Consider the following 24,969-nt stretch of genomic DNA (forward strand, 5'->3'; position numbering starts at 1 on the left):
CTAGTCTGGCTGTTTCATCACAGCGGAAATGATCACCCGGCGTTTGTTGATCATTAACACGCCCATTGATAAGAAGATCATTGCGGCCAAAGCTGCTGCTACGGCAATGGACTTTTTCGGTGAGAATGAGTTCACAGGCAATGACGGTGGTGACATCAGCTGGATCACCGGATACGATGCAAAAATATCCGCTTTACCGGCTTCGAGACGCGCCACCGCTGAGGTGAATACTGCTTTTGCCAAATCAAACTCACGCTCCAGACGCTCCAGCTCGGCTGCTTCTCTGGCGTACACTTTGAGCTTTTCATTGAGTAACTGAACCTCATTCTCCAGCTCAATCAATTTTGCTTCAGACCCTTTTTTGGCGGCAAACGCACTGATCAGATCCGCAAACAGTTGTGCGCGATTCGGGTTAGACGCCAGATCTGTGGTGTGAAATGCATGGGCTGCATTGATCCCGACCAGACCTTCCGAGCGGGTTCTGAGCGCCAGTTTTGACTGCTCAAAACGCGCCAGCTCCGCTTTTACCATGGGATGACCATCGTCCCAGCGAGAGCGGTATTCGCTTAACTGAGCGGCACTTTTATCTAGTTCAGACAAATAGGCTCTGAACTCACCATCAGATTGCAGGACAAAGGCCTGACCCGCCATGGAAGGGGATACGCCTAAATCGACACTGAGCTGGCTGACAAAATACTCAGCACGGCCAATTTCGGCTTTAACGATGGCAACCTGTTCTTTCAGGTTTGTCAGCGTACGCATTTGCTGGTCAAGCTGATCCCGGCTGATCAGCAAAGAGCGTTGCTGAAAGTCGGTAATGTTGCTGCGGGTAAGATTAAGTCGCTCTCTGTACTGATCTAATACTGACTTGATGCTGGCATCACGACGCTGGACTTCATCGGCGCGAAGATGATCAAGCTGGTCCTGCAATGCGTTGTATAAAGCCCAGGCTTTTTTCTCGGCGATACGCGGGCTGGCCCCGGTGATCTCAATTTTCAGGATTGAGGTTTGCTCAGTCAGACGCACTTTTGGACGGCCAAACGCTTTGGCTGTCATGCCCATAGAGTTGGCCGCATTCTCTAGCAGGTTTTTACTCATCAGCATTTCTTTGTAATTCACTCTGGGATTGTAACCCTTGCCAAACGGTGCGCTGGTGGATGACACGACCTGGCCAACTTCATCAAGCGATACATTACTGTTTGCGCCTGTGCCAGGTAACACCATGTCCAGGTCGCTGCGGTATTTTGCGGGTTGTTGCAGGTAAGCGAAAACCAGCAGCAAAATCACAGCATAGCTGACCAGGCAGGTCACCAGATAAGGTTTGTGCAGGGTGCGGTAAACCGCCGCCCTGAACCGTGAGTACGGTGTGGTTACTTGTAGTTGCGTGTTCATGAGTCCTCCTTACTCAACAAAGAGAAGGGTGCCACAATATCGAGCAGCGTCTTTGCGATATCACGCAAATTAGTGATATCTGAATCATAGCAGGCAATCGCATCATTCGGCATGACATAAGGGTTAACATGGTCGCGATAAGACATCCGCATCAGTTCTTCTACGGAGCGCTCGACGACCTGGGTTTGGCCTGTCAATGGGTGGTTGCTGACCAGTACGACGCGACGTGGTGCATTGGTGTATTCTTTACCGCCTACACAGTTGGCTGAAATTGCGGCCTGCAATAACCGGGTGCCATATGGCAGGTTACTGGAAAAACGACCGATTGCCGCATTGGCGTTACTCATCGACGAGTCAATTAGGTTAGACATAAAGACCCGAAACCCTTTGGGCGTGATTTGCGACGGTTTTACCAGATTTGGTTGAAAACACCCGGTGCTCGGTACAATGACCTGATCGCCGGCAATCAGTACGTGGTCAGAAACGGGCTGTCCGGTCATGATGCCGGTCAAATCTGCTTCAATGCGCCAGCCCTGGCGTACCAGAATCACCTGGTCCAGTTTGGCATCAGGACGTACGCCGGCAGCAGCACGTATCGCTTCAGACAGCAGACGCTGCTTAGAGTGATCACCTGACGCGGCGACTTGCTGATCTAATAACTGCTCAGGTAATTTTGCATTGATGGTGACCCGGCCCGGTGAAAACACTGCGCCAGACACCGGGACTTCAATGGCCGCCCAGGTTTTTACTTTTACCGTGACATCTAGTGTTTGAGCACGGAAAATTTTGGCCCGGATCAGCGCCAGTTCAACTTTTTGTGCCAGCGCTTTGGTGGTCAGGCCCGCGGCATAAATGGGCTCGATAACGGGCAGTGTCAGAGCGCCAGAGCTGTCCAGCACATAGTCACCATTGAAGCCCTCACCGTATTCCATTCTGACCTGGATCAGGTCACCCGGACTCAGTGGTGCAGCACCGAATACCCCACGGTGACTGGATTCATAAGGATTCAGGCCTGGTGCGGCAAGTGGAATAGGCTGGTCGATGCGATAATTCGCTGCGGCTGCAAAGTTGTCCGCGTCGGTGCAGGTCAGGCGAGAGGCAAACACGGAGTTAGACTGACCGAATTGCGTGCCAACCGCATGCGGCATGCCATAGAAGTCCTCGTCATTATAGTCCGGGCTGAGTGTGCATCCTGTACCAAGCACACACAGTACGAGCGCACAAGTGCGGGTCATCAGGGCTGTGATTGAAGTGGCTGGTCTCATAATGTGCTCCTTGGAGGTCTGTCTCTCTAAGTGGTCTTAATAAGAGAAGAGCATAATTTGAGCCAACTTTTAAAATTTATAATAATCAAATATTTAAGTTTTTTTGGGCGAGTTTTTGCGTGGTTTTTTGTATTTTGCAAAGCAGTTTCAAAATGAAAAGAAGCCAGCAAAAGCTGGCTTAAGGGCCTCAGGTACGAGGTGCGCTATCAGCTTATCATTACGATATACTGATAATCGCAGGCCCGGGAGCGAAGGGTTAGCCCGCAGGGTGTTTATTTGACTGGCCCACTGTGCGCATCGCCAGTTTTTCTGCGCGATTGTACAGCGACTTTGGCAACAGGCTGGTCAGGGCACAACACCAGGTGAGTGCTGTGCGACCAGGCTCTTCGAACAGTATGCGAATATCGGTGAATAACGCCTGATGTATCAGCTTCAGTGCGGCAGATGTGTTACGTGACTGCACGGCACGACGACTCAGGTATCTGAGCTGGTAAGCGCGCGCAAGTGATCCACACTGTTTGAAAAACTGTGCATGACTGCGGCGATGCTTATTGACCGCGGTTTCCCAGCTCTGATATTGCTTTTGCAAATTGGCTGACAGGCCACTGGCGTTGACGCGATAATAAGTCAACGGCTCAGGGATCCCGGCGAAGGTGGCCTGAGTGTATAGTGCCAGGCGCAGCCACATCTCAATGTCCTCAGATTGTCTCAGGTTTTCATCAAAGTACTGTCTCCAGCTGCGGGTCTCATCGTGAAATGCCACTTTTTCCAGCGCAGAGGCACGGATCACCGGTGCAGAGCCATTACCAACGGGGTTACGACAAAAAATGGTCTTGGCATCTATGTTGTTCAACTTGGGAAACTGGCCAATGCCCAGTTGTTTATTGTCATCATCGACAAACAGCGAAGGACAGTAGCTGACATCAACATGAGGATGACGATTTAGGTGGGCAATGTGTTTTTCGAGTTTATCGACTGCCCAATAGTCATCTGCATCCAGCAAGGCAATGTATACGCCTCTTGCATTACGGATCCCGGTATTACGGGCCCCGGATAAGCCGCGATTTTGCTGACGAATGATATTGATGCGATGATCTTTATAGTCCCTAAGATAGCTGAGTGTGTTGTCACTGCAGCCATCATCAACACAGATCACTTCAAAATTCTGATAGGTCTGGTTAAGTACCGAGCAGATACATTTATCGATATACTTTTCAACGTTGTACATAGGGATGATGATACTGACAACGGGTTTTGAGTTAATTACATAGTTAGTCATAATGGGCTCCGGATCATGAAGAAGATTTTGCTGCGCTGACGTGAAAGTGTTTCAGCGCAATGTCTGCCGCCGGAAAGAGCAGCCACAAAGCACTGCAACTGACCAAAACAGCAGCAAGTAAAACGGGTTGACCTGGCTGTATCATTAACAGCCCTGCCAGAGAAATCAGTAAACAATAAGCGTTAAGTTGGCACTCTCGTGCATAACGACCTTTGGCGCGAAGCATCACTGCGTAGCTATCTACCCACACGGTCGTTGTCGCTATCAGGCACAGCAGTGCGCTGGTGGTAAAGCTGCCTTGCCAGTTGTCGCTGAATAACACCGGCACGTACCAGGGCACCAGTAACGCCTGAACAATGAAAATGACAGAGACAGCAGCTGTGATGGCCAGCAACAGGTGACGATGTCTGCGCTCAAAGCTGCCTGCATTTTTTAGTTTGCAGACAAACGGGTAGAGCGCGGTGGTGTAGGCTTGGGCCACGGATATGGCCAGCCCGACGCCCACACTTTTAGCAAAACTATATAAACCGAATAGCTCTGGGGTTAGCAGGCGAGCTGCCACAAACATATCCATATTGACACGCAGTGAGCGCAGGATCTCGCTACCAGCCAGTTGTGTTGATGCCCGCAGCAGCCGGGAAAAAACGGCCCGACTGTAGGCGCCAGCCAGGGGCGAAGACTGCATGAAGGCAAAGCAGCCAAGCCACAGTATCGTAAATGCCCATTTACCAATCACGACGGCCAGCAGGCCTGCATCAAGATAAAGTGCAGCGGCCAGGGCGAGGTTTTCGGTGATGATACAGACGCTGCTGATCAGGCCAAACAAACCCATCTGGTTCCGGCGTTGCATCAGAAAAACCTGATTACACACCAACGGGAAAACCAGGTAAGTCAGGGCCATCAGGGCGACCAGGTGCGTCATGTCCTGGCCAGGAAATATCCAGGTACTCGCCAGTGCAACAAGTATTTGCACCACACACAAAGCGCCACAAAGCAGCCATTGAAGTAATAAACCATTTTTTAAAAATGCGGGCAATTCATCATCGCTGGCACGGATCACCTGTGCCCCCGCGCCTGAGCGAAGCAGTAGTCTCAGCACTTCATGCAGTGTCAGCGCAAGCATGGCTGTACCATATTCGGTCGCAGACAAGCAGGCTGCCATGGCCATGATGCTGATCAGCCGCGAAGCCTTGGCAACCACTTCTGCACCAATCAGGTACGACGTGTTGCTGAGCAGGGTCCGCATTGTGCTGGATGAATGAGTCATGGTATCGCGCTCTTTTTTATCAGATACCTTTACTAACCAAAATTCGTACCAAGACGGGTGAGTACAAAAAATAAACCGAGAATTGATTTTAATCGTTTGTTTTATATGGTTTTAATAGGTTGGTTGAGATGGTGACGCCCAGTTCGAAGGCGATAGACTGAACAAATTTAGTCACGGGGGAGGAGTGCAGATCGCATTTTGCAATGGCGATTTTGCAATTTGCAATCTGCATAGACAGCGTGCCTGAGGGGATCAGGCGCCGGTTTTATTGTCCCCCCATTGCTGTATTTTGCGATACAGCGTTGAGGGGCTAACTTCGAGTAAACTGGCAGCTTTCACCACATTGTCATCGCATGCTGCAATGGCTTTTTCTATGGCGATACGCTCAACCTCGGCGAGAGAACAAATCTGATTGGCAGAAGTGACATCTGGTGGCTGAGGGGCGGCATAGCCATTTTCCTGCACTGCCACCGGTTGCGGCATTGGTGTGCTGTGAGCGGCAGAGGCGTTGCCTGATTGGCCATTGAGCAAAGCCTGGGCATCGCTCGGCTTGAGCTTAAGCTGCATTTGTAACGTGTCTTCGGTAATGAGGGGACCATCGGACATCACCACACAGCTGTGGATCAGATTTTCGAGCTGACGTACATTACCCGGCCAGTCATAATTAACTATGAGCTGTTCGGCGGCAGCTGAAAAACCAACAAAGACTTTGTTCTCGATTTCACTGAACTTGCTCAAAAAGTGCTGCGCAATTTGCAAGGCATCGTGATCTCGTTCATGCAATGCGGGCAAATCAATGGCAATGACGTTCAGACGGTAAAACAGGTCTTCACGTAACCGTTGGTCGGCAATGGCCTGATGCGGCTCGCGGTTGGTCGCACAGATAAAACGTACATCGACCTTTTCTTCTTTGCCGCTGCCGACCTTCTGGAAAGTACCTGACTGGACAAAGCGCAAGATCTTAGCCTGCAGGTTCATGTCCATTTCGCCGATTTCATCTAAAAACAGGGTGCCGCCGTCGGCTTGTGTGGCTGCGCCATCGCGGTTCGTGACTGCCCCTGAGAATGCGCCTTTGATGTGACCAAAGATTTCTGATTCCATCAGTTCACTGGGGATCGCCGCACAGTTAATACACACCAGCGGTTTATCTTTGCGTGTACTGGCGCGGTGAATGGCATCGGCGGCCAGTTCTTTACCCGTTCCACTGGGCCCGGTGATAAAAACATTGGCCTGACTAGGACCGGCTTTTTCGATGGCTTTATACACCATTTGCATGGCAATAGAGCCCCCAACAAAGCGATAAAACTGCGACTTGATTGAGCTATGATAGCGCTGCAAGCTGGCCCGCAACATATTCCGTTCAGCCACCAACATTTTGGTCTGAACGGCCTGCTCGAGTGTGAGTTTGATATTGCCGATGTCGAAAGGCTTTTGCATATAGCCCCATACCTTGCCCTGGTTAATGGCATCAATGAGGTCTTCCACTTCGGTGAAGGCGGTGAGCATCATGCGAATGGTGTCCGGAAAGCGCTCGGCGACCTGAGCCAGAAACTCAATGCCAGACATATTAGGCATCATTTTATCTGAAACAACGACGTCGATAGGGTGTTGTTCTAACAAGGCCAGGCCTTCTTCTCCACTTGACGCGGTGAACACTTTATAGGGCTCATTTTTAAGCGCGCGGGTGAGGGAGCGTAGAATAAGGGGTTCGTCATCGACGAACAGCAAGGTAATGTTAGTAACCGGTTCCATGTAATCCTGCCTGAGTTAACGCGTGTTAATAGAAGTATTACACAGTCTTAGACAATTTGAAGCATTTATATACTGGAGTTTACGGTGAACAATAAAACCGCCTGCGAAGAGAGGCACAGGCGGTTTTGCGAGGAACTATCATTGTTTAATTGAACTGATGTGCCACTGTGGTGGCTTGCATATTCAGCTCGGTGAGCAAATGATTGCTCTGTAACATACCGTCTACGCTGATCAGCAGGGTTTTATAATTGACCGGAATATCCAGTGTCATGGTGATCTGTCCGGCACTGTTAAAGCGCGCCGTTGCCAGCAAGGCTTTGTCGGCCATCGCCTCGTCCTCATAGCTTTCAACCACCTCATGTATGGCATAGACTTTCACCATCTTATTGGCCAGACTGTCTCCCAGCACATCCTGTCCACTCAGATCTAAGGTCACCGTTTTACTGGTACTAAAGTTAAAATCCGCTTTGACATGCAAGTCGTTAGAGGTTTCAGCCTGGCTGTCAAGCAATGTCGGGTCCGGCTCGTAACTTGGTGCAGGCTCTGTCGGCTCGGCGGGTGTTGCTGCCCCGTCGTTCTGCGTCTGACTTTGACTCTGCGTGGTCTGGGTTGACGCAGGTGTACTGGTGTTATTTGCCGGTGCTGTGGCCGTATTACTGCTGCTGGTTGAGGTGCCCGTTGAGCCACCTTCACCACCACCGCCTCCGCAGCCACTCAAAGTGAAACAAACCAAGGTTAAAGCTGAAAATTTAGTTAATTTATTCATGGTCATATCCTCTTAGTGTGCGCTGAAAGTGTGGGTGGTGCGTTCGTTGGTCATAAACCAGTCCTGAGCTTGTTCGCCATTGCTTTCCACCCAGGTTTCGTAGGCAGGATACGCCCAAATTACGTCGAGATACTCTCTGGGGTAGTGCCAGTCATTACTGATTATCAAGGCCCAGGGCAGGTTCTCGGCTGTTCTGAAGTAGCGGCCCGCTTGTGCATCTGAGGTATCATCGGCTGTACCAAAGCGGTTAGCATCAAACTTGTCTGTTGGTGGGAAATCTGCCATATGAATTTCAAGTGAGCGGTCTTGTGTTCTGTACAGGAAAAAATCGAAATCGTTGATGCTCAGTGCATCCAGGCTTTGTTCAAAGCTGACATCGAAGGTGTATGGTACAGGTTCAAAGTAATCGCAGGTCATCACCGTATTAAAGTGCTGGCACTGGCCAGACTGGCCTGTGGTGGTGAAGACATGGGTATTACTCCACAATGACAGCACGGCGTTGGTTTGTCCGTCCTCTGCCGTTTTGTCATAGCTTTCACCGTCAACCGTGAGTGTGGCTTGTTTAATCAGTGCCGGATTACTGTTCATCAGACGCAGACCGAAACCATTCTGGTAGGCTGCACCGCGCGCCGTGATCCAACCATTGATGATGAATCCGCTGATCTGATTATCCGCATTGTAGGTAAAGCGAATGCGTTGTTTAACTACTAGGTCGTTCATGTCATGGTCACCACGGGCAGGCCAGTTATCTTCGAAAGCGAGTGTCGTGACCCCTTCTGCGCTCGGATAATATTGGCTGTAGGCCCGGTCAAAATCGTTGGGGAACTCATCCAGCTCATCTTCAATGCCATCGGCATCGCTGTCGTTCTGCTCCGGCATAACCGTCAGGTTGAGGGCGGAGATGGCTGTCGCGGGTGAGCTTTTTACGCTGAATACTGCATCGTTAAAGTCGTTGTCTCCCCAGGTGCGGGGTAAGTCTTCGAAGCCGATGACTACTTCCTGCTGCTCTTCATCCAATAGCAATACACAGTGCTGACGCAAGGTTTCGTTGCTCTCCGGATTGAGATCAGACAAGGAGTAGTAGTAGGGAGTTTTAAATGGTTTTACACCGGTGTAATACCAAAACCCGTTTGCCGCAATAAAGAAGCCAATGCTGGTGCCTGCCGGAAACTCGCCAATACTGACCCGGTGGCCATTGGTCAGGTGTGGGTAGCTGAGGTTTGGAAAGACAATGGTCTCCTGCACCTCTTCGGGTGATTGCGGCGGATTCTCCGGGTCGAAGGTAAAGTAACCGAAGGAGTTTTTGTACCCTGCGCCTTCATGGATAAACGTCACAAACACTTCGGCGTCTTCGACCAGGTGAATTGTTGAGCCTTCGTCACCTGTGATGAAGGCCTCATTAATTCTCGCTTCGGGCAGTGCGTTTTGAATGCGCTGGAAAAATTCGCGGCTATACTCTTCACGTGCATAAATCATCGAGTCGGGCTTGCCGGTAGACTGGTTGTAGCCTGTGGGCCAGGCCTCACCAGACTGAAATTGCCAGACATATTGGCCGTCGGCCTGTTCAACTGCTGCGGCTGCAAAAGACAGCAGTCCGCAGGTCATCAAAGGGTAGAGTGGGTTAAGCAGTTTCATCATATTCGCTCCAGTTAATTTCAATTTTTTACGTCTGTACTGGATATTTCATGAAACGTGCCAAAAATTTAGTTTTTATTTATCAGTGACTTGTGGTTTTTTGTTCTGTGGTGTCAGGGTTTTTTGCAAATTGCACTGCATTGCGCTTTGCAAACAAAAAAATGCTGACCGACTGAAATTAACCTTCAGTATGAAAAGTCAGCCTATGCGGTGTTTTCTATAAACGGTGCAATACTTGCTTCATGAGAGAGGGAAGATAAAGGAGGTCGGCATGCAATCGTCTCAAACAGACACTTTGATATTTAGCGTGGCATTGAATGGGTATCAGTGGCGCTATCGACGTTATCTGAACAGTCAACGTCTCTATGCCAGGCGCATGGGCTATGACTATGTGGTCGTCACACGGCCCTGGCTGAATCGGCTGGGCGCTGAGTGTTGCTGGCTGAAGTTGTTTTTATTGAAAGCGGCATTACAGGCGGGTTATCAACAGGTGATGTTTGTTGATGCGGATGCCTGTATCCAGCCTGCGTGCCCGGCACTGGATAAACTGGATGACGCCGAGAAGTTCCTGTTTCTGGCTCGGGGTTACAGTGGTGCGTTTAACTCAGGCGTGATGCTGATGCGCAACTGCCCACAGGCAATTGAGTGGCTGGATACACTGATCGCTGCGATGACCGAGCCGGTGGCTGAATCCCGGGGAATTGGCTGGGGAGAAAATGGCCATGTGATCCATTATGCACAGGATTGCGAGGGCGTCGGTGAGCTGGAGCGACGCTGGAATAACACCTGTGAGCCACACCTGGATGACTATATTCGTCACTTTAATTACGGACCGCTGAAATGCTCAGTGGTGGATAAATGCTTCCATACGTTGATTTTCAAATGTTCACGTCTGTTGCTCGGGTATAGTCTGTCCCGCCCGGACGAGCAAGCGGATAAGCTCGCTGTGGTGCAACTGCGCATTCCAGCGGCGCTGAGCCAAATCCAGACGTTGTATCCAGGTTATTTTTCCTCCTTATAAGCGTCACATCGACGCTTTTCAAAATAAGAAAATTCTCAAAATGCAATGCAATTTAGCTGAGAATAGAACTCCAGAAAAACTTAAAATTCAATTTAAATCAACGGTTTAAATTTTGGCATGGTCCTCGCTATCTATTCGATGTAATGAACTGAACAGCGGAGGAAGCGATGTCTACTTACTTATCCACACACTCAACACACGCAAGTGAGTCAGGTGCACGCAAAGCACTTAGAGTCAGCGCTGCATTGCTGTTAGTTATCGTTTTAGTGCCGTTGTTCTGTCTCAATTCTCTGGCTGCGCTAATTTGTTTTAAAGCGCCACTGAGACGCCAGACCTGGATAGACGTGAGTGCTCAGCCTGTGTCGTTGCTCGGCTGGCAGGTCGGCGTATTCAAGCGCAGCGCAGTGCTGTTAAATGTTGTGAGTGGTCGTATTCGGTTTGTCGGTAACCCGCTGCTACGTGACGGCGTGAGCATGCCCCGGGTGGCGCGTTTACACTCTCCCTGCGGTCAGCCTGGACTATTCGATTGTCTCTGGTTGCATAGCCTGACCGGGCTCAGTGCGGATAAGCCACTCGCGTTGCTCCATGCGCAGCATAACCAGTCTTTGTTCGCAGATATTTTATTAGTATTTAAGGTGATCTTGTGTCTGGGTTTGTATCGCAAATCGGCAAGTACCCCATCGAGCAGTGAATTGTTTGGTATTCCGTTTAGCAATACGCGCATGCAGGCTGCAGTGGATTGGGTCGTAAAAGGGTCGGCGGAAACAGGCACACAAGGGTGCCAGTCGGCTTACTACATCAACGTCAACTCGGTCAATTTATCGGCTGGTAACGCGCAGCTCTATCAGGTACTGCAAAACAGTGACCGGAACTTTATTGATGGCTCAGGTATGCGGATAGCGGCTCGAAAAGCGGGCATGAACCTGGCCGATAACAACAATGGCACCGACATGTTGCCCGGGCTTTGCCAGGCTGCCGCTGAAAATCAACGGTCTCTGTTTTTACTCGGTGCACAGCCCGGCGTTGCACACAAAGCCGCTGCCAACTTGCGCCAGCAATACCCGGGCTTGCGTATCGCGGGTGTGCAACATGGTTATTTTGATGATGATGATCAGGTTGTCGACTGTATTAATCAAAGCGGTGCCGACATTGTACTGGTCGCCTTGGGCTCGCCTCGCCAGGAACTCTGGATAGATAACAACAAGCATAAACTCCAGGCGCAGTGTGCGCTGGCGGTCGGCGGCTTATTCGATTTTTTCTCCGGCAATATAGCGCGTGCCCCCATGTGGATGAGAGAGCTGGGCCTTGAATGGGTTTGGCGTCTGATCCAGGAGCCCAAAGCCAAGTTTAACCGCTATGTGCTCGGTAACCCGATTTTTCTATTCCGTGTTTATGTATTACAACAAGCTTTGCGAGGACTTTAATCATGTATAGCATCAAAAAAACCACTGCAACTCAATACAATACAATGTCATCATCTGCTTCTGAGCAAACCAAAACAGATGGTCGTCACCATGGTATTCCAGCCTGTTTACAGCGCCTGGCTGCGATCACCGGATTACTTTTACTCAGCCCGTTTTTACTGGTGCTTATAGCGCTGATCAAGCTGGAAAGTCAGGGGCCATGTGTATACAAACAGGTTCGGGTAGGTAAACTGGGCCGCCGTTTTACCATGTATAAGTTTCGTTCTATGTACATGCCGGAGGATCCGCGCTTTCGCAATCCAGACCCGGCACAAAGCGACCGTGAAGGTGTGTGCGCTAAATATCGTAATGATCCGCGTATTACCCGTATTGGTGCTTTCATTCGCAAGTACTCAATCGACGAGTTACCCCAGCTGATGAATGTGGTACGGGGAGATATGTTGCTAATAGGTCCGCGCCCAGCGCTGGAAAAAGAAGTACACGCATACCAACCGCATGAGTTAGGCCGTCTTAACAGCGAGCAGGGGCTGACTGGCTTATGGCAGGTCACCGGCCGCGCCGACACGACTTTTGCACAGCAGGTGCAGCTGGATAAGCGCTACATCAGTGAGCAAAGTGCGCTGAATGATGTCACCATTTTGCTTAAGACTATTCCTTGCGTCATTGGTGCCAAAGGAGCCTACTAAATTCATTGAGGGAGCACATTGTGGATCACACCTGTCTTTTCATGTAGAGCCACCGCTTAGTCGGTGGCTTTCTTTTTGCAAACCCGCTTTTTTATTTTGGTAATTCACTTCAGACAACGCATCGCCTTTTGCAAATTAAGCATTCGCAATCTGCTTAAGTTCACAATAAATCATTTAAAAACAATTGTTTAAATTATGGCACGAGAGCTGCAATACCTAAGTATATTAACTTAACGAGGCAGCACAATGGCAGCAAAAAACAAAGCATATATTGTCGGCTACTACGGCATGCGCAACAGCGGTGACGATGCGCTCATGCTGGCATCAGCAATGGGAGCCCGGCATTTTCTGGGCAGTGAACAGATCACTGTCAGCGCGCCTGACGATGACGCACTGGTGAATCAGATTGGCTGCGTTGGACAGCAGCCACTGCTGTTTCGTGGTCACCAGCGGTTATGGCACTACCGTCATGCGTATGGGGCACAGCACGTTATTTTTGGTGGTGGCTCTGTGCTACATAGTAGCCGCGACATTGCGCTTAAACGTCATATGATGGCACTGAGTGGTCGTAAGCAGTCCATGGCACTGGGCGTTGGCATTGAGCCATTCAAAACCCTGGATGATGAAAACCAGTGTAAAAAGTTTCTGTACGAATGTGGGCTGGTTACCTTACGTGACAAACAAAGCTATGACATTGCCGAGGCACTGGCGCCTCATGCGAACCTGAAGCACACGTTTGACCTTGCGCCTTCTTTACTGCATCACCTGCAAGGTAAATTGAATCCGGTTAAGCGTCAGGGGATTGCATTTAATTTTTGCCCACAATCTATCGATGCGTTTGGCAATGTGAATGAGCACAACGAGTTGCGTCGTATAGCGAAAGCGGTTGACCTTATTACGACTGTGTGGAGCTTTACTAACGAAGACATTTACCTGGTTGACTTGAATGATCAAACAAAAGGAAGCGACAGAGCCATTCACGACAAAATAGTTGCTCGCCTGCCTGAGTATGTGAATGTGAAGCGGGTCAGCTATGTGCCGAACCCTGCCAGTATTTTACAGTGTATGGCGATGTTCCGGGTGATGATCGGTATGCGACTGCATGCGCAAATATACGCTTATATGACACAAACGCCGTTTATCAGTCTGCAATATCACGCTAAATGCACACAGTGGTGTGAACAAATTGGCTTGCCGGCGCAGTATGCATTTGACGCCAATGAATTTAGTCCGGATACCTTATTTCGGGTGATGTATCGCGGCCTGGAGCGCGGCTTCGATGCCCCAAGTCTGGCCCTTAACCAGGCTATCACTTTATCTCTTTCTAACTGGAGCGAAAACTATGAACACTATTCAATTCACAGTCGTTATTCCACTGTACAATAAGAGCGAGTGCATTGTCCGGGCATTGCAAAGTGTTCATGCACAGCATTATCAGGCTGCGGAAATCATAGTGGTGGACGATGGCTCTACCGATGACAGCCCGCAAAAAGTGATTGATCTGGGTCTGCCAAACCTACGGTTGGTACGTCAGGCTAATCAGGGGGTCTCTGTTGCACGCAATAACGGCGTTAAAGTGGCCTCTTCAGATTATGTGGCGTTTCTTGATGCCGACGATACCTGGAGTCCGTTCTTTCTGGCACGCATGGCAGAATTGATCCAACGTTTTCCTGCGGCCGGACTGTTCGCCTCTCGCTATCAGAAGGTGCTAGATAATGGCGAGTACATCGACGCTAAAATCGCTCTGACCGACTGGACGCCAGAAGGGTATGAGATGGACAATTATTTTGAGGTAGCGGCCAATGGCGACTTGCCTTTTACTATGTCGAGTCTGGTGGTTGAGAAGGGGGCCTTCAATCAATTGGGCGGCTTCCCGGTAGGAGAATGGATGGGTGAAGATCAGAGCTTTTATGTTCAGGCTGCCTTGAAATCGCGCATTGCGTATTCTCCGGCCATTGAGAGTTTTTATTTTCTCGGAGCGCCAGGCAGTGCCTGCGATAAAGCGCCGCCAACGCAGCTGTGTCCTTTTGCAGAGCGCTTGCTGACAGCCGTTAAAAATGGCGAGGTCACGCACATAGCCATGGCGCATAAATACGTTGCCACGCATATCTGTGATTTGGCCAAGCGTAATATCAGGCATCGTTTGTATGGCCATGCACTACGCTTGCTGGCCAACCCGGTAGCACGTGCCAAGCCATTGCACTGGAGTGCTTATCTGTTGCTGAGCCTGACAAAAAGCGCGTTATCACGCGTGTCACTGGGTTTGATACGGTGATAACGGCGCATGTGCTATTTACTGTCGTGCTCTGAGGGTGTCTATGATGCTGGCATCCACCCAATAGATATCAACATTCTTGTTGTCGTCACTAACACTTCGGTTAAATAACAGGTATTTACCATCAGGTGTGACAGTGGCATAGGCATCCCATTTATCTGAGTTGACGGCAGGGCCCATATTGATGGCGCGCCCCCAGCTGCCGTCTTTTTGTTTAAAGCTGATATAGAGGTCGGAATCACCAAAGCCACCTTTGCGTACGCTGTCCCAGATCAGATAGCTCTCATCGGGGGCGATAAAAGGGTGGGCGGTCATTTCACCTGAGTTGACCACTTTGTTCATGACCCGCGGCGCTTGTCGCTGACCGTTCACTTGCTCAGAAATGCGTACTACCTTGCTTTTATAATCATCAAAGACATAAGTGCCTTTGCTGGAAGCGGACAAGCGCATAATGCCCCAGTCTTCGCGGTCAAACATCGGGCCCAAACTCCGGGGCTCTGACCAGCCGTTGCCCTGACGATCCCGGTAGTCTTCTGCCATATGCATGCGCTGACCATCGGGTGAGAAGCTGACTTCGCCGGTGCGTAAAAACTCGGTGAACTTGACCCACTGGTTGTTTTGTTGCCTGAAGCCAATCACGGTTGGACGAAAGCCCGTTTTTTCAGGACCCGCATAGACGCCCCGGTCAAGGGTAAAATAAAACTCCTGCATGCCAGGTGCAAACACACCTTCAAGTTCCCAGTCACCTTTGGAGATCAGGCCCAGCGCAAAGGGTTCGGCAATCATACCGGGTGGTGTCTGGCCCATCAGAGGCCCCTTGGTGGAGGCGAATTCCGCTTCTGCGTGAGATTGTCCGCTTGCAAACGTTATACAGGCCATGGCGATTATTAATGCGTTGGATTTCATAGCGATACCCCTGCTGAAGTGCGTTCTGATAGCCATTTGACGGCACGGACACCGGTCAATGGCGCGGCAGTTTGGTGCGTACCATCTATGACGGCCAGTTCCACATGCATAGAAGGGTTATTCTGCTGATTTAAAAATTGATAAAAGTCATTTATGTGCGGGCTCAGCTTGGCTTCTTCCGTGCCGTGGGACAGATAAACATTGGCTTTCGCTTTGCTCAAGGCTTTATTGCGGGTTTTGATGAGTTGCGCCAGCCGCCATACTGAAGGGCTACCCAGTAGATAATTGTCAAAGGTATCGGGTTGTGTCAGGAGTGTGTAAGCGCCAAACAGCCCACCCATAGAGTATCCAAAGTAACTGTCGCTGTCGGGTTTAACGCGATAGTGTTGTTCAATGTAGGGCTTGACCTGACTGCGGATAAAGTCGATGTGTGCGTTGGCCCCGCCAAACTGGTATTTTGCCTGATTCTCGGGGTTGCTCGACGGTGCAAAGGAGTAATCTCTAAAGCGGCTGACATGGGCTCCTTCTTCTTTCATCAGGGGGGCTGGCATATTGGTTTGCCAGGAAATTCCGACCAGGATGGCGTCTTCCATTAGAAAGTAGGCGGCAGATGCCAGCATTTCGATATGCCAGGCGGCATCGGTGTAATACAGGACGGGATAGTGTTTTTCCGCTGTGTAATTTTCCGGAAGCTGGATGATGAGTTGATATTGGTGGTTAGTATCAGTTTGAGTCAGCGGCACAACCTGAGTTCGCGGTATTTCATAGGGCACCGTTTTCATACTGGCCAGCAGGTTAAAAGACAGCAGTAACAGTGATAGTGTCAGGGCGCGTTTTATCATGCGAATTCCTCTCGATGTTTTCGTGCTTGGTTACAACAGCAGATGTGCTGAAATCACACTGTATCCAGGCTGAGATAAAAGGCATGACGTTACCTTGATGTTAGGCTGAATTTAGGCTCTTTTATTTTAAAAGTATATATATCATTTGCTTATGAGTCTTTATCTGAGCTTGGACGGTGAAGGCTGCTAGATAGCAGGGTCATTATTGATAATGTGATGCGTGTAATTGGATGAGTTGTTGAGATGTATAACTGTGATAATGGTGCCTGCTAGCCATTACATGAATTCTTAAATGGGACGCGCCGCTAAGCTAAAATTGGCTGCTGGCACCTTTTGTGGGTGCCAGCCGGGAAGGTCATTACTGACATTTTTGCGCAGTGATGTCTGCTTCCGTCAGGGTCATTTTGCGAGGAGAAATAACGACTCTCTCACTGGCTGAACCAACTACGAGTGGGCCACTGCCAACAGTGATGTTACCACCATATATAATGTACTGAAGCGTTTTGTATTCATCTACCTCAAACGCCAGGCTGGGGTTTGCGTTTTTAAGCTTAAAGTGGCGCAGGTTCTCATCATATTCGAAGCTCAGGCCGTTGAACGTTTTGTTAGGAGTGGAATCAGACGGTGCCGCATAACAGGCTTTATTGCCGCCGACACTGTCGTTCAGATCATCAAAAACCTGATATTCACCAGCAGCAGTGATCACAACAATCGCCTTATCGCCTTGGTAAGTGGCATCGTAAACGCCAGCGATAGGTGCAAACTCGTCAGACTTTTCAGGAGTCTGTGTATTACCAGTACTGGTAGTGGTGTTTGTTTGCGTTTTTGACGATGTATCGGTTACCTTGTTGCCTGAATCAGAGCCGCCGCCACAAGCTGCAAGCGTGAGTGAAACAAATAGAGGCAGAAGTGCTTTTTTCATCTTAAATCGGACTACTGTAATTTTAAAGGGGCCGAATTTTATTCAGTTGTTGTTCTTTTTGCAACAGAAAGGTATCAATTTTGGAAACGCATATTGTGCGTGCTGGTGTTGCGCGGGCAGGCGCGTTGATAACTGATGTTATGGGTGTTGGAGTACAGTCATCGCCATCGCTGAGGCTTATGACTGTACAAGAGGTAGGTTGGCTTTTCTTAATAGTAAGTGGTTACTTTTATCAGTCAAACAAAACTTGTATGGCCTGTAATTTTAACTTGTCCATTTCGGTTTTGATTTGTGGCCCCTTAAAGCCTAATGCAATGACATCTTGTGCTTTTACATTTGCAGCAAGCGAAAGGGCGTGCGCTAGCATATCGCAACGATTGGCCAGCTCAGTACTAAGTGTTTTGGCAATTTTACAGAGCAAAGTCAGTCGCTGTGGGCGGCGTGATGCGTCCAGTAAGCCGAAAATTTGCATAATGGTCTGCGGCTGCCACTGGGCGCCTTGTAATACAGGTAATACTGCTTGCAGGTCGCGCAGAGCCTCACAATAGGCTTTGGGGATTTTAAAGTCCTGCTCCAGATTGTAACCGTCCAGTTGCGCCTGACATTGCCATAAGGCAAAACTCATCAGCAGGAAGTCATTATCTTGTGGATTAAGCTGAGCAATGTGGGCTTTGAGGCATTGACTGTCGGCACCTGTCCAATCATTCAGCCATGGCATTACCAAAGGAAGTGCATTCAGACTGGCCAATACCTCAGAAAAAACTTCGATGGCACCGTCTTTGAGAGATTTTTCAACTTCCTGCCACACTCGCTCTTTGGTGAGTGTTGCCAATTCGCCATTATCCACCATATGCTGCATCAGCGCCTGTGTTTCAGGGGCAATGGTAAAACCTAGATGATGGTAACGGGCGGCGAAGCGGGCAACCCGCAAGACCCGCAACGGATCTTCCCCAAACGCGTTACTGACATGGCGCAGTACCCGCGCATCGAGATCTTGTTGGCCGTGATACGGGTCAATCAGACTGCCATCTTGATCTCGGGCAATGGCATTGACAGTGAGGTCGCGACGCATTAAATCTTCTTCCAGTGTGATGCTGGGCGCGAAATCACAGATAAACCCGGTATAGCCCTGACCTTGCTTGCGCTCAGTCCGGGCGAGTGCATGTTCATCTTTACTTTCTGGGTGTAAAAATACCGGGAAGTCTTTGCCAACCTGCTGATAACCAAGTGCTTCCATTTGCTCAGGTGTGCTGCCAACGACCACGTAATCGCGTTCCAGAATAGGGCGTCCAAGGAGTTCATCACGTACTGCGCCGCCGACCAGGTAAATTTTCATGGTAAATTCCGTATTGAAAATACAAACAAGGTTTTCACTTGTGCTGTTTTTTTGCCATTATAGGCCCCATTCTAACAAGAAAGAGACGAGCCGTGTATTTACGTTATTTTGGTCTGACCGAAAAACCGTTTTCGATAGCACCAAACCCGGAGTTTTTGTTCTTAAGCGAACGCCATAAGGAAGCGCTTGCTCATCTGACCTATGGCCTGGGTGATGCCGGTGGTTTTGTGTTGCTGACCGGCGAAGTCGGCACAGGTAAAACAACCGTGACTCGCAGCATGCTGGCGCAATTGCCTGATTCCACGCAGGTGGCATTTATCCTGAACCCGGCGTTATCGGAAATGGAGTTGCTGGCAAGCATCTGTGACGAGTTGAATATTGACTATGATGCGGATAATGCCACCCTCAAATCTCTCACCGATGTGATTAAGGCGCGATTACTGGATAATCACCATCAGGGTGGCCACACCATGCTGATCATTGATGAAGCGCAACACCTGGCAGCTGAGGTGCTGGAGCAGTTGCGATTACTTACTAATCTGGAGACCGACCATAAAAAGCTGTTGCAGATTGTGCTGGTGGGCCAGCCGGAATTACAACAGCTGCTCAAGCGTAATGAGTTGCGTCAGCTGGCACAGCGAATTACGGCACGCTATCACTTATTACCGTTGACAGAATCTCAGGTCTTTGCGTATGTGAAGCACCGTCTTAATAAGGCTGGCTGTCAGACCAGCTTGTTTGAGCCTCAGGCTATTGCTTATATGCATCAGGTTACCGCCGGGATCCCAAGGCTGATTAACTTGCTGGCGGATCGCTGTTTGCTGGGCGCGTATTCCGCGCAGCAGCAGGTGGTTACTAAAGCGATCGCCGTGCAGGCTGCCAAAGAAGCCCTGCCGTTGGATCTGGTGCCACAGTCCAACAAGAAACCGGTGAATATGCCAGTGCTGGTGTCTGGTTGGGTAGCTGCCATGTTTATTTGTGGCATCGGTCTTTCTTATATTTTTTAGTGGTGTGATATGTCGTACCTAATTAATGCATTAAAACAATCTCAACAAATCGACTCTGAGCAGGATTATCAACAATCACGTCATGAGCAACAGGTCCGTTTTTATCGCCGTTTGAGCCTTACTCTGGGTGGGGCGCTGATCAGTGTGTGCTCGCTGAGTGCCGGTTATTTTGTTGGAGAGGCGGTTCAGAACGTACCCCAAAGCGAAGAGCTGGTGAGTACAACAGACAAAAATGATGATGGAACCGTTGTGGCAGCTGATACGCAAGCCAACACACAAAGCAGCCCACAGGCTCAAACAACTCAAACTCAGACAGCAGTACCCGCTACAGTACCTGCGCCAGTAACTCAGGTGCCGGTTGGTAATTCGGTTGTTGTGCAGCCGGGACAAATTATTGGCCAACCGGTTAATAGCGCTGTTAACCCTGTGATGCATGGCGCACAGCGTCAGATCCACTATCAGTGGATGTCTGTTCAGGTGGGTTTTGATTCGCAGGGACAGCCGGTTTATTCACAGCAGCTGGTACCCGTTTCAGCCAATGGCCAGATTGTGCAGCAGCCCGTCGGGAATCAGTATGCGGCGACGCAACAGGCTTATCAAGCCAATAGTGCTGCGGTGTTTACGCCCAATCAGGGGCAGCCGATACAGCAACCGCTAGAAGATTTGAGTGGCTACCGGGTACTTGGCGTGCCTCTGGAGCAAGCCCGCGCTAACGCGGCTCGCCAAGAAGCGGAGCGTCAGGAAGCTCAGGCACTGGCTGGTGTGCCTGATGAACTGAAAAAAGCATTCGAGCAGGCAGTTGAAGACACTGCACCGAAATCTGAACAGATTGCTTCTGAGGTGTTATCCAGTACCAAAGGATCGGCACGGGCTACACCAGTTGAGTTGTTGCCTGTGCAGCTACAAAATAGTTTGCCAAAGTTACGCTATCAGGCACATATTTATGCCACTGACGCTGAAAAGCGCTGGATCAAGCTGAATAACCGAGAGTTATATGAAGGCGATAATATGGGCGCGCTACAACTGGTGGAGATCACACCGGAGCAGGCTATGTTTGACTTTGATGGTATAGAGTTTACGCTGCAGGCCATGCAGGATTGGCCGGCAGAGTAGTTACCACTCAGGGCATCATGGTATGGCGAAAGAATCGGATCAAGTCAATGCTGAACTCTTCCGGTTTTATCGCCGCTTCTAGTTCATCAGTTACCCGCTTATCAGCCAAGTCTATGTCCTTTACTTCGGTATAAAGCATGTTTTTGGCATGATAAAACACTTTCACAACTGGCTTGAGCGGCTCTTGCGGGTTGCTTGAAGCTACAATGCCAATGCGTTCACTTTTGAGCTTCACCAGGGTACCGACTGGGTATACGCCGATACAATTGATGAAGTGCGCCAACAGATCGGCGTCATAATGCTCGGGTGTGCCCTCTTTTAAAATACGAAAGGCACGGATTGGTGTCAGGCCTACCTTATACACACGCTCCGCGGTTAAGGCATCGTATACATCAACAATGGCAGCCATGCGAACATACTGAGAAAGCGCATCGGCCTTTTTACCATAGGGGTAGCCACTGCCGTCCAGGCGCTCATGATGAAAGCCAGCAATTTCAGTCGCTATCTGACCTAAGCCACTCTCCCCGACTATCTCATAACTGTATTTGGCATGCTCCATCATTAAGCGGTACTCATCATCACTGAGTTTTCCGGGTTTGTTGAGGATCTGACTGGAAATTTTAATTTTGCCAATATCATGTAATAAGGCACCGGTGGCCAGCTGCTCTATGATGTCACGCTCAAGGCCAAGGTGCTTGGCAAAAATACTCATTAAAATGGATACGTTCAGTGAATGTTCCAGTAAGTAGCTGTCTTTTTCGCGGATCCGGGCAATACAGGCCAGAGCATCCTGATTACGAAATATGGAATCAATAAATCCAGATGCGGTTTGTTTAAACTCGTCAACGGCGATGGCTTTTCCCGCTTTGACATCCGCAAAGGCTTTTTCCTGTAACCCTTTGGCTTCTTCGTACAAAGTGGTGGCCAGATCCAGCTCGGCTTCGACACTGGTGGTTTTGTGCCACGGATCATGTACTGTGACGTCAGCCTCATGAGGGCTTTCACCCGACTGCACTTGCTTTTGCTGCTTGGTTTGCAGGGTTTTGTCTGGGTCGATTTCCACTTCCAGCACGCCGGCTTTTTGCAGTGCACCAATGGCACCTTTGGTGCGTACCCAGCCCTGGCTTTTGACCCGCACATTGCCCGCTTGCTGGGTGACACCAACAACAAACATGCCTGGTTTTAAGTCATTGATAGTAATCGTTTTCACGGCCAAGTTGAGATGATTGTTCAGACTTTAAGCTTAGCAAAGGTTAGGCATAAATAAAGGCCGGATCGGGTAGTTTATTAACATCACACTGAGTCTGACAACGCAAAGTGGTTGCAATTCATGCGATTTATTCGCAAGCTGATAAATCCAAAAAAACAGTAAGAATAACAATGATGAAAACACTACTATCTGCATTGTCGCTGGCGCTGGTAAGTCACAGCACAGTGGCTTATCAACTGAACACTGAAGTCGCCCGGGCGTTGCCTGAGCTTGAAGCGCTGTACTTGCACCTGCATCAGAACCCTGAGTTGTCGTATCAGGAAGAGCAAACCGCTAAGCGTCTTGCCAAAGAGCTCAGGCAGCTGGGGTTTGAGGTGACTGAAAACATTGGCGGACACGGCGTTGTGGCACTACTACGCAATGGCGAAGGGCCGACTGTGATGATCCGTGCGGACACCGATGGCTTGCCCATCGTAGAGCAAACCGGCAAGTCTTATGCTTCTAAAGTCAGAGTGAAAGATGCCAGCAACAATGAAGTGGGTGTGATGCATGGGTGTGGTCATGATATTCACATGACTAGCTTTATCGGTACCGCGCAGCAATTGGCTAATAACCGTGATCAATGGCAGGGGACCTTGATGATGGTGGCGCAACCGGCAGAAGAAGTCGGGGCAGGGGCAAAAGCCATGCTTAAAGAAGGTTTGTTTAGCCGTTTTGCTAAGCCCGATCATGTACTTGGCCTGCATGTCAGTGCCTCATTACCTGCGGGTCAGGTGGCCATTGCGCCAGGCTATGCACTGGCCAATGTCGACTCGGTAGACATTACTGTGCGTGGTAAAGGCGGGCATGGCGCCTATCCACACACCACAATTGACCCTGTGGTATTGGCATCGCGTATCGTGCTGGCAGCGCAAACCATTACCAGCCGGGAGATATCACCTTTAAAGCCTTCGGTGATTACGGTGGGTTCGATCCATGGTGGCTCAAAACATAACATCATCTCTAACGAAGTGAAGCTTCAGCTGACCTTGCGCTCTTATGATCCGGCGGTGCGCGAGCAACAAATTGCAGCGCTGGAACGCATGACGAAGGGCATAGCGCAAAGTGCCGGCCTGCCACCCGAACTTGCCCCTGTCGTGTATGTGCATGAAGAAGAAAGTATTCCGTCAACCTATAATACGCCTGAACTGGCAGTACGGGTGGAACAAAGCATTCGTACGGAACTGGGTGATGCACAAGTCGTCAAAGCAGAGCCTGTGATGGCAGGGGAAGATTTTGGTCTGTACGGCCGTACACCGGAAAACATCCCGGCAACGATATTCTGGCTCGGAGGTGTGGAGCCCGAAGCCTACCGACAAGCTCAATTCTCAGGTGAGTCTTTGCCGTCTTTGCATTCCAGCAAGTTTGCGCCGGACTACCCTTTGACCATTCAAACTGGCGTGCGTGCCATGACAGCCAGTGCGCTGGATTTGTTTAAAACGGCACCGGGGCAATAAAGGTCATCATGTCTTCACTGTCGGGGTGGCGTATCTGTAGCATCTCGGCGTGAAGCTGAAGTCGTGATGCCGCAGCAAGTGCCTCGCCCTGAGCGTAGAGGCGATCGCCTAAAATTGGGTGGCCCAGCGAAAGCATATGAACACGCAACTGATGCGAACGCCCGGTGATAGGCGTTAGCTTAACCCGGGTGGCGTGCGTTTCTTGTGACAACACTTCAAAATGTGTCAAGGAGGGCTTGCCTGTCTCATGACAGACCATTTGTTTAGGGCGGTTCGGCCAATCACAGATCAGCGGCAGATCCACTGAGCCATTGGCTTGTTGCAGGTGACCATGCACCCTCGCAATATAGCGTTTGGCAGTGAGTCGGTCTTGAAACTGAATACTGAGAAAGCGATGCGCGGCTTTGTTCATCGCCAGGCACAGTACTCCGGATGTTGCCATATCCAAACGATGCACAATTTTCGCATTGGGGTAGACGAGGTTAACCCGGCTGATCACGCTGTCCCAGTGTTTCGGATCTTTCCCCGGTACGCTCAACAGGCCACTGGGCTTATTCAATACCAGCATATGCTCGTCCTGATACAGAATGTCAAGATAAGGGTTGGTAGGGGGAGCGTAATTCACTAACACGGCTAACCTGCGACTGGCATTTAGTTCAAGGGCCGACATTCTACCTAGCGCAACTGCAAAAGGCCAATTACAAAAGATGTAACCCTCTGTTATTGACAGCACAGGCAGGATCAGTGAAAGTCAAACGCAGAAATACCAAAAGGAATGTGCCATGACGCTGTCATTACAATGCGACTCGAGTTACGACCCCGATTTTTTAACTGACGCGCAAAGTCAGGCTTTGTTTCAGTGGCTGACAGACCACTTTGACCTGTCACAGCCTGAAACCATTACCATGGGGGATGGATCAGAGGCGGAAATTTTGCCCTGGAAAGTAAACTTGCTGGAGCCGACACTTGCGCATTCGGGTCAGTTTGGACTTTTCCATGGCAGGCAACAACCCTGGTTTCCGTTAATTGAGCAGATCCATCAGCGCCTGACAGAGCTGACCGGGCTGGTTTTTCCTGTCTGTGTATGCCTGTATTATCCAGACGGAGAAGAGTGCATGGATTTTCACTGTGATTTGCCAGCGTTTGGGTCCACGAATGTCATTCCCTCTTTGAGCATAGGTGCAAAACGCACCTTCCTGATACGTAATACACAAGATCATCAGGAGGTGCACTCGGTTGAGCTGGAAAATGGCTCCTTATTTATTATGGGCGAGGGCTTTCAGTCACGCTATCAACATGCGGTACCTCGGGCACCAGAAGGGGCTGGTCCCCGTTTTAATCTAACGTTTCGCCAGTTTGACCAGATCTGATAAGT

At 49.9% G+C, this 24,969-nt stretch carries 22 protein-coding genes; 9 read left to right on the top strand and 13 right to left on the bottom strand.

The window, feature by feature from the left end:
• The 7 genes from MHN31_RS15065 to MHN31_RS15095 form a co-directional block, all read right to left on the bottom strand.
• Entirely contained in the window at window positions 1-1,392 is a 1,392-nt protein-coding gene (locus MHN31_RS15065) for a hypothetical protein (RefSeq protein WP_125562970.1), read from the bottom strand.
• Window positions 1,389-2,657 carry a polysaccharide biosynthesis/export family protein gene (locus tag MHN31_RS15070; RefSeq protein WP_138538538.1) on the bottom strand — a complete coding sequence of 423 codons (1,269 nt, stop codon included), beginning with the start codon at window positions 2,655-2,657 and terminating at the stop codon, window positions 1,389-1,391. The genes MHN31_RS15065 and MHN31_RS15070 overlap by 4 nt, the downstream gene beginning before the upstream one ends.
• Before the next feature lie 256 nt (window positions 2,658-2,913).
• Entirely contained in the window at window positions 2,914-3,936 is a 1,023-nt protein-coding gene (locus MHN31_RS15075; RefSeq protein ID WP_125562966.1) for a glycosyltransferase family 2 protein, read from the bottom strand.
• 13 nt (window positions 3,937-3,949) lie between these two features.
• Entirely contained in the window at window positions 3,950-5,203 is a 1,254-nt protein-coding gene (locus MHN31_RS15080; RefSeq protein ID WP_239444625.1) for an oligosaccharide flippase family protein, read from the bottom strand.
• Window positions 5,204-5,455: 252 nt separating this feature from the next.
• Window positions 5,456-6,955, bottom strand: a complete 1,500-nt coding sequence (locus MHN31_RS15085; RefSeq protein WP_239444626.1) for a sigma-54 dependent transcriptional regulator — start codon at window positions 6,953-6,955, stop codon at window positions 5,456-5,458.
• Window positions 6,956-7,100: 145 nt separating this feature from the next.
• Window positions 7,101-7,721 (bottom strand): hypothetical protein, encoded by a 621-nt coding sequence (locus MHN31_RS15090; RefSeq protein WP_239444627.1) that lies wholly within the window; start codon window positions 7,719-7,721, stop codon window positions 7,101-7,103.
• A 12-nt stretch (window positions 7,722-7,733) separates the two neighbouring features.
• Window positions 7,734-9,359, bottom strand: a complete 1,626-nt coding sequence (locus MHN31_RS15095; RefSeq protein WP_239444628.1) for an LruC domain-containing protein — start codon at window positions 9,357-9,359, stop codon at window positions 7,734-7,736.
• Window positions 9,360-9,627: 268 nt separating this feature from the next.
• Between MHN31_RS15095 and MHN31_RS15100 the strand changes: the two genes are divergently transcribed.
• The 5 genes from MHN31_RS15100 (at window position 9,628) to MHN31_RS15120 (ending at window position 14,762) form a co-directional block, all read left to right on the top strand.
• Window positions 9,628-10,377, top strand: a complete 750-nt coding sequence (locus MHN31_RS15100) for a hypothetical protein (protein WP_125562958.1) — start codon at window positions 9,628-9,630, stop codon at window positions 10,375-10,377.
• Between the two features lie 167 nt (window positions 10,378-10,544).
• On the top strand, window positions 10,545-11,801 hold the full coding sequence (locus tag MHN31_RS15105) for a WecB/TagA/CpsF family glycosyltransferase (RefSeq protein ID WP_239444629.1): 1,257 nt from the start codon (window positions 10,545-10,547) through the stop codon (window positions 11,799-11,801).
• 2 nt (window positions 11,802-11,803) lie between these two features.
• Window positions 11,804-12,487, top strand: coding sequence for a sugar transferase (locus MHN31_RS15110; RefSeq protein ID WP_021032901.1), 684 nt, complete (start codon window positions 11,804-11,806; stop codon window positions 12,485-12,487).
• Window positions 12,488-12,733: 246 nt separating this feature from the next.
• A complete protein-coding gene (locus tag MHN31_RS15115; protein WP_125562954.1) occupies window positions 12,734-13,873 on the top strand; it encodes a polysaccharide pyruvyl transferase family protein in 1,140 nt (379 codons plus the stop codon).
• A complete protein-coding gene (locus MHN31_RS15120) occupies window positions 13,830-14,762 on the top strand; it encodes a glycosyltransferase family 2 protein (RefSeq protein ID WP_194867982.1) in 933 nt (310 codons plus the stop codon). Before MHN31_RS15115 ends, MHN31_RS15120 begins: the two co-directional genes overlap by 44 nt.
• Before the next feature lie 18 nt (window positions 14,763-14,780).
• On the opposite strand, the gene MHN31_RS15125 is transcribed toward MHN31_RS15120, so the two are convergent.
• The 4 genes from MHN31_RS15125 to MHN31_RS15140 all read right to left on the bottom strand — a co-directional run bounded on the left by MHN31_RS15125 (window position 14,781) and on the right by MHN31_RS15140 (window position 18,768).
• Window positions 14,781-15,668: a hypothetical protein gene (locus MHN31_RS15125; RefSeq protein WP_239444630.1), complete on the bottom strand. Its 888-nt coding sequence runs from the start codon at window positions 15,666-15,668 to the stop codon at window positions 14,781-14,783.
• Window positions 15,665-16,510, bottom strand: coding sequence for an alpha/beta hydrolase-fold protein (locus MHN31_RS15130; RefSeq protein WP_239444631.1), 846 nt, complete (start codon window positions 16,508-16,510; stop codon window positions 15,665-15,667). The genes MHN31_RS15125 and MHN31_RS15130 overlap by 4 nt, the downstream gene beginning before the upstream one ends.
• 358 nt (window positions 16,511-16,868) lie before the next feature.
• Window positions 16,869-17,432 (bottom strand): hypothetical protein, encoded by a 564-nt coding sequence (locus MHN31_RS15135; protein WP_239444632.1) that lies wholly within the window; start codon window positions 17,430-17,432, stop codon window positions 16,869-16,871.
• A 232-nt stretch (window positions 17,433-17,664) separates the two neighbouring features.
• Window positions 17,665-18,768: a tRNA nucleotidyltransferase gene (locus tag MHN31_RS15140; protein ID WP_239444633.1), complete on the bottom strand. Its 1,104-nt coding sequence runs from the start codon at window positions 18,766-18,768 to the stop codon at window positions 17,665-17,667.
• Window positions 18,769-18,860: 92 nt separating this feature from the next.
• Between MHN31_RS15140 and MHN31_RS15145 the strand changes: the two genes are divergently transcribed.
• Window positions 18,861-19,775: an AAA family ATPase gene (locus MHN31_RS15145; RefSeq protein ID WP_125562942.1), complete on the top strand. Its 915-nt coding sequence runs from the start codon at window positions 18,861-18,863 to the stop codon at window positions 19,773-19,775.
• Between the two features lie 9 nt (window positions 19,776-19,784).
• Window positions 19,785-20,888: a general secretion pathway protein GspB gene (locus MHN31_RS15150; RefSeq protein WP_125562940.1), complete on the top strand. Its 1,104-nt coding sequence runs from the start codon at window positions 19,785-19,787 to the stop codon at window positions 20,886-20,888.
• A 7-nt stretch (window positions 20,889-20,895) separates the two neighbouring features.
• Here the strand turns inward: MHN31_RS15150 and MHN31_RS15155 are convergent, their stop codons facing one another.
• Window positions 20,896-22,098, bottom strand: coding sequence for an HD-GYP domain-containing protein (locus MHN31_RS15155; RefSeq protein ID WP_239444634.1), 1,203 nt, complete (start codon window positions 22,096-22,098; stop codon window positions 20,896-20,898).
• A 173-nt stretch (window positions 22,099-22,271) separates the two neighbouring features.
• Here MHN31_RS15155 and MHN31_RS15160 point away from each other — a divergent pair, with 173 nt between their 5' ends.
• A complete protein-coding gene (locus MHN31_RS15160; RefSeq protein WP_125562994.1) occupies window positions 22,272-23,594 on the top strand; it encodes an amidohydrolase in 1,323 nt (440 codons plus the stop codon).
• Here MHN31_RS15160 and rluA read toward each other — a convergent pair.
• Window positions 23,572-24,225 carry a bifunctional tRNA pseudouridine(32) synthase/23S rRNA pseudouridine(746) synthase RluA gene (rluA, locus tag MHN31_RS15165; protein ID WP_194867997.1) on the bottom strand — a complete coding sequence of 218 codons (654 nt, stop codon included), beginning with the start codon at window positions 24,223-24,225 and terminating at the stop codon, window positions 23,572-23,574. The genes MHN31_RS15160 and rluA overlap by 23 nt on opposite strands.
• 151 nt (window positions 24,226-24,376) lie before the next feature.
• On the opposite strand from rluA, the gene MHN31_RS15170 reads away from it, so the two are divergent.
• A complete protein-coding gene (locus tag MHN31_RS15170; RefSeq protein ID WP_125562934.1) occupies window positions 24,377-24,964 on the top strand; it encodes an alpha-ketoglutarate-dependent dioxygenase AlkB in 588 nt (195 codons plus the stop codon).
• Window positions 24,965-24,969: the final 5 nt, after the last annotated feature.

Origin of the sequence: Pseudoalteromonas sp. McH1-42 (assembly GCF_022347845.1) — a bacterium.
Classification (GTDB): domain Bacteria; phylum Pseudomonadota; class Gammaproteobacteria; order Enterobacterales; family Alteromonadaceae; genus Pseudoalteromonas; species Pseudoalteromonas rubra_D.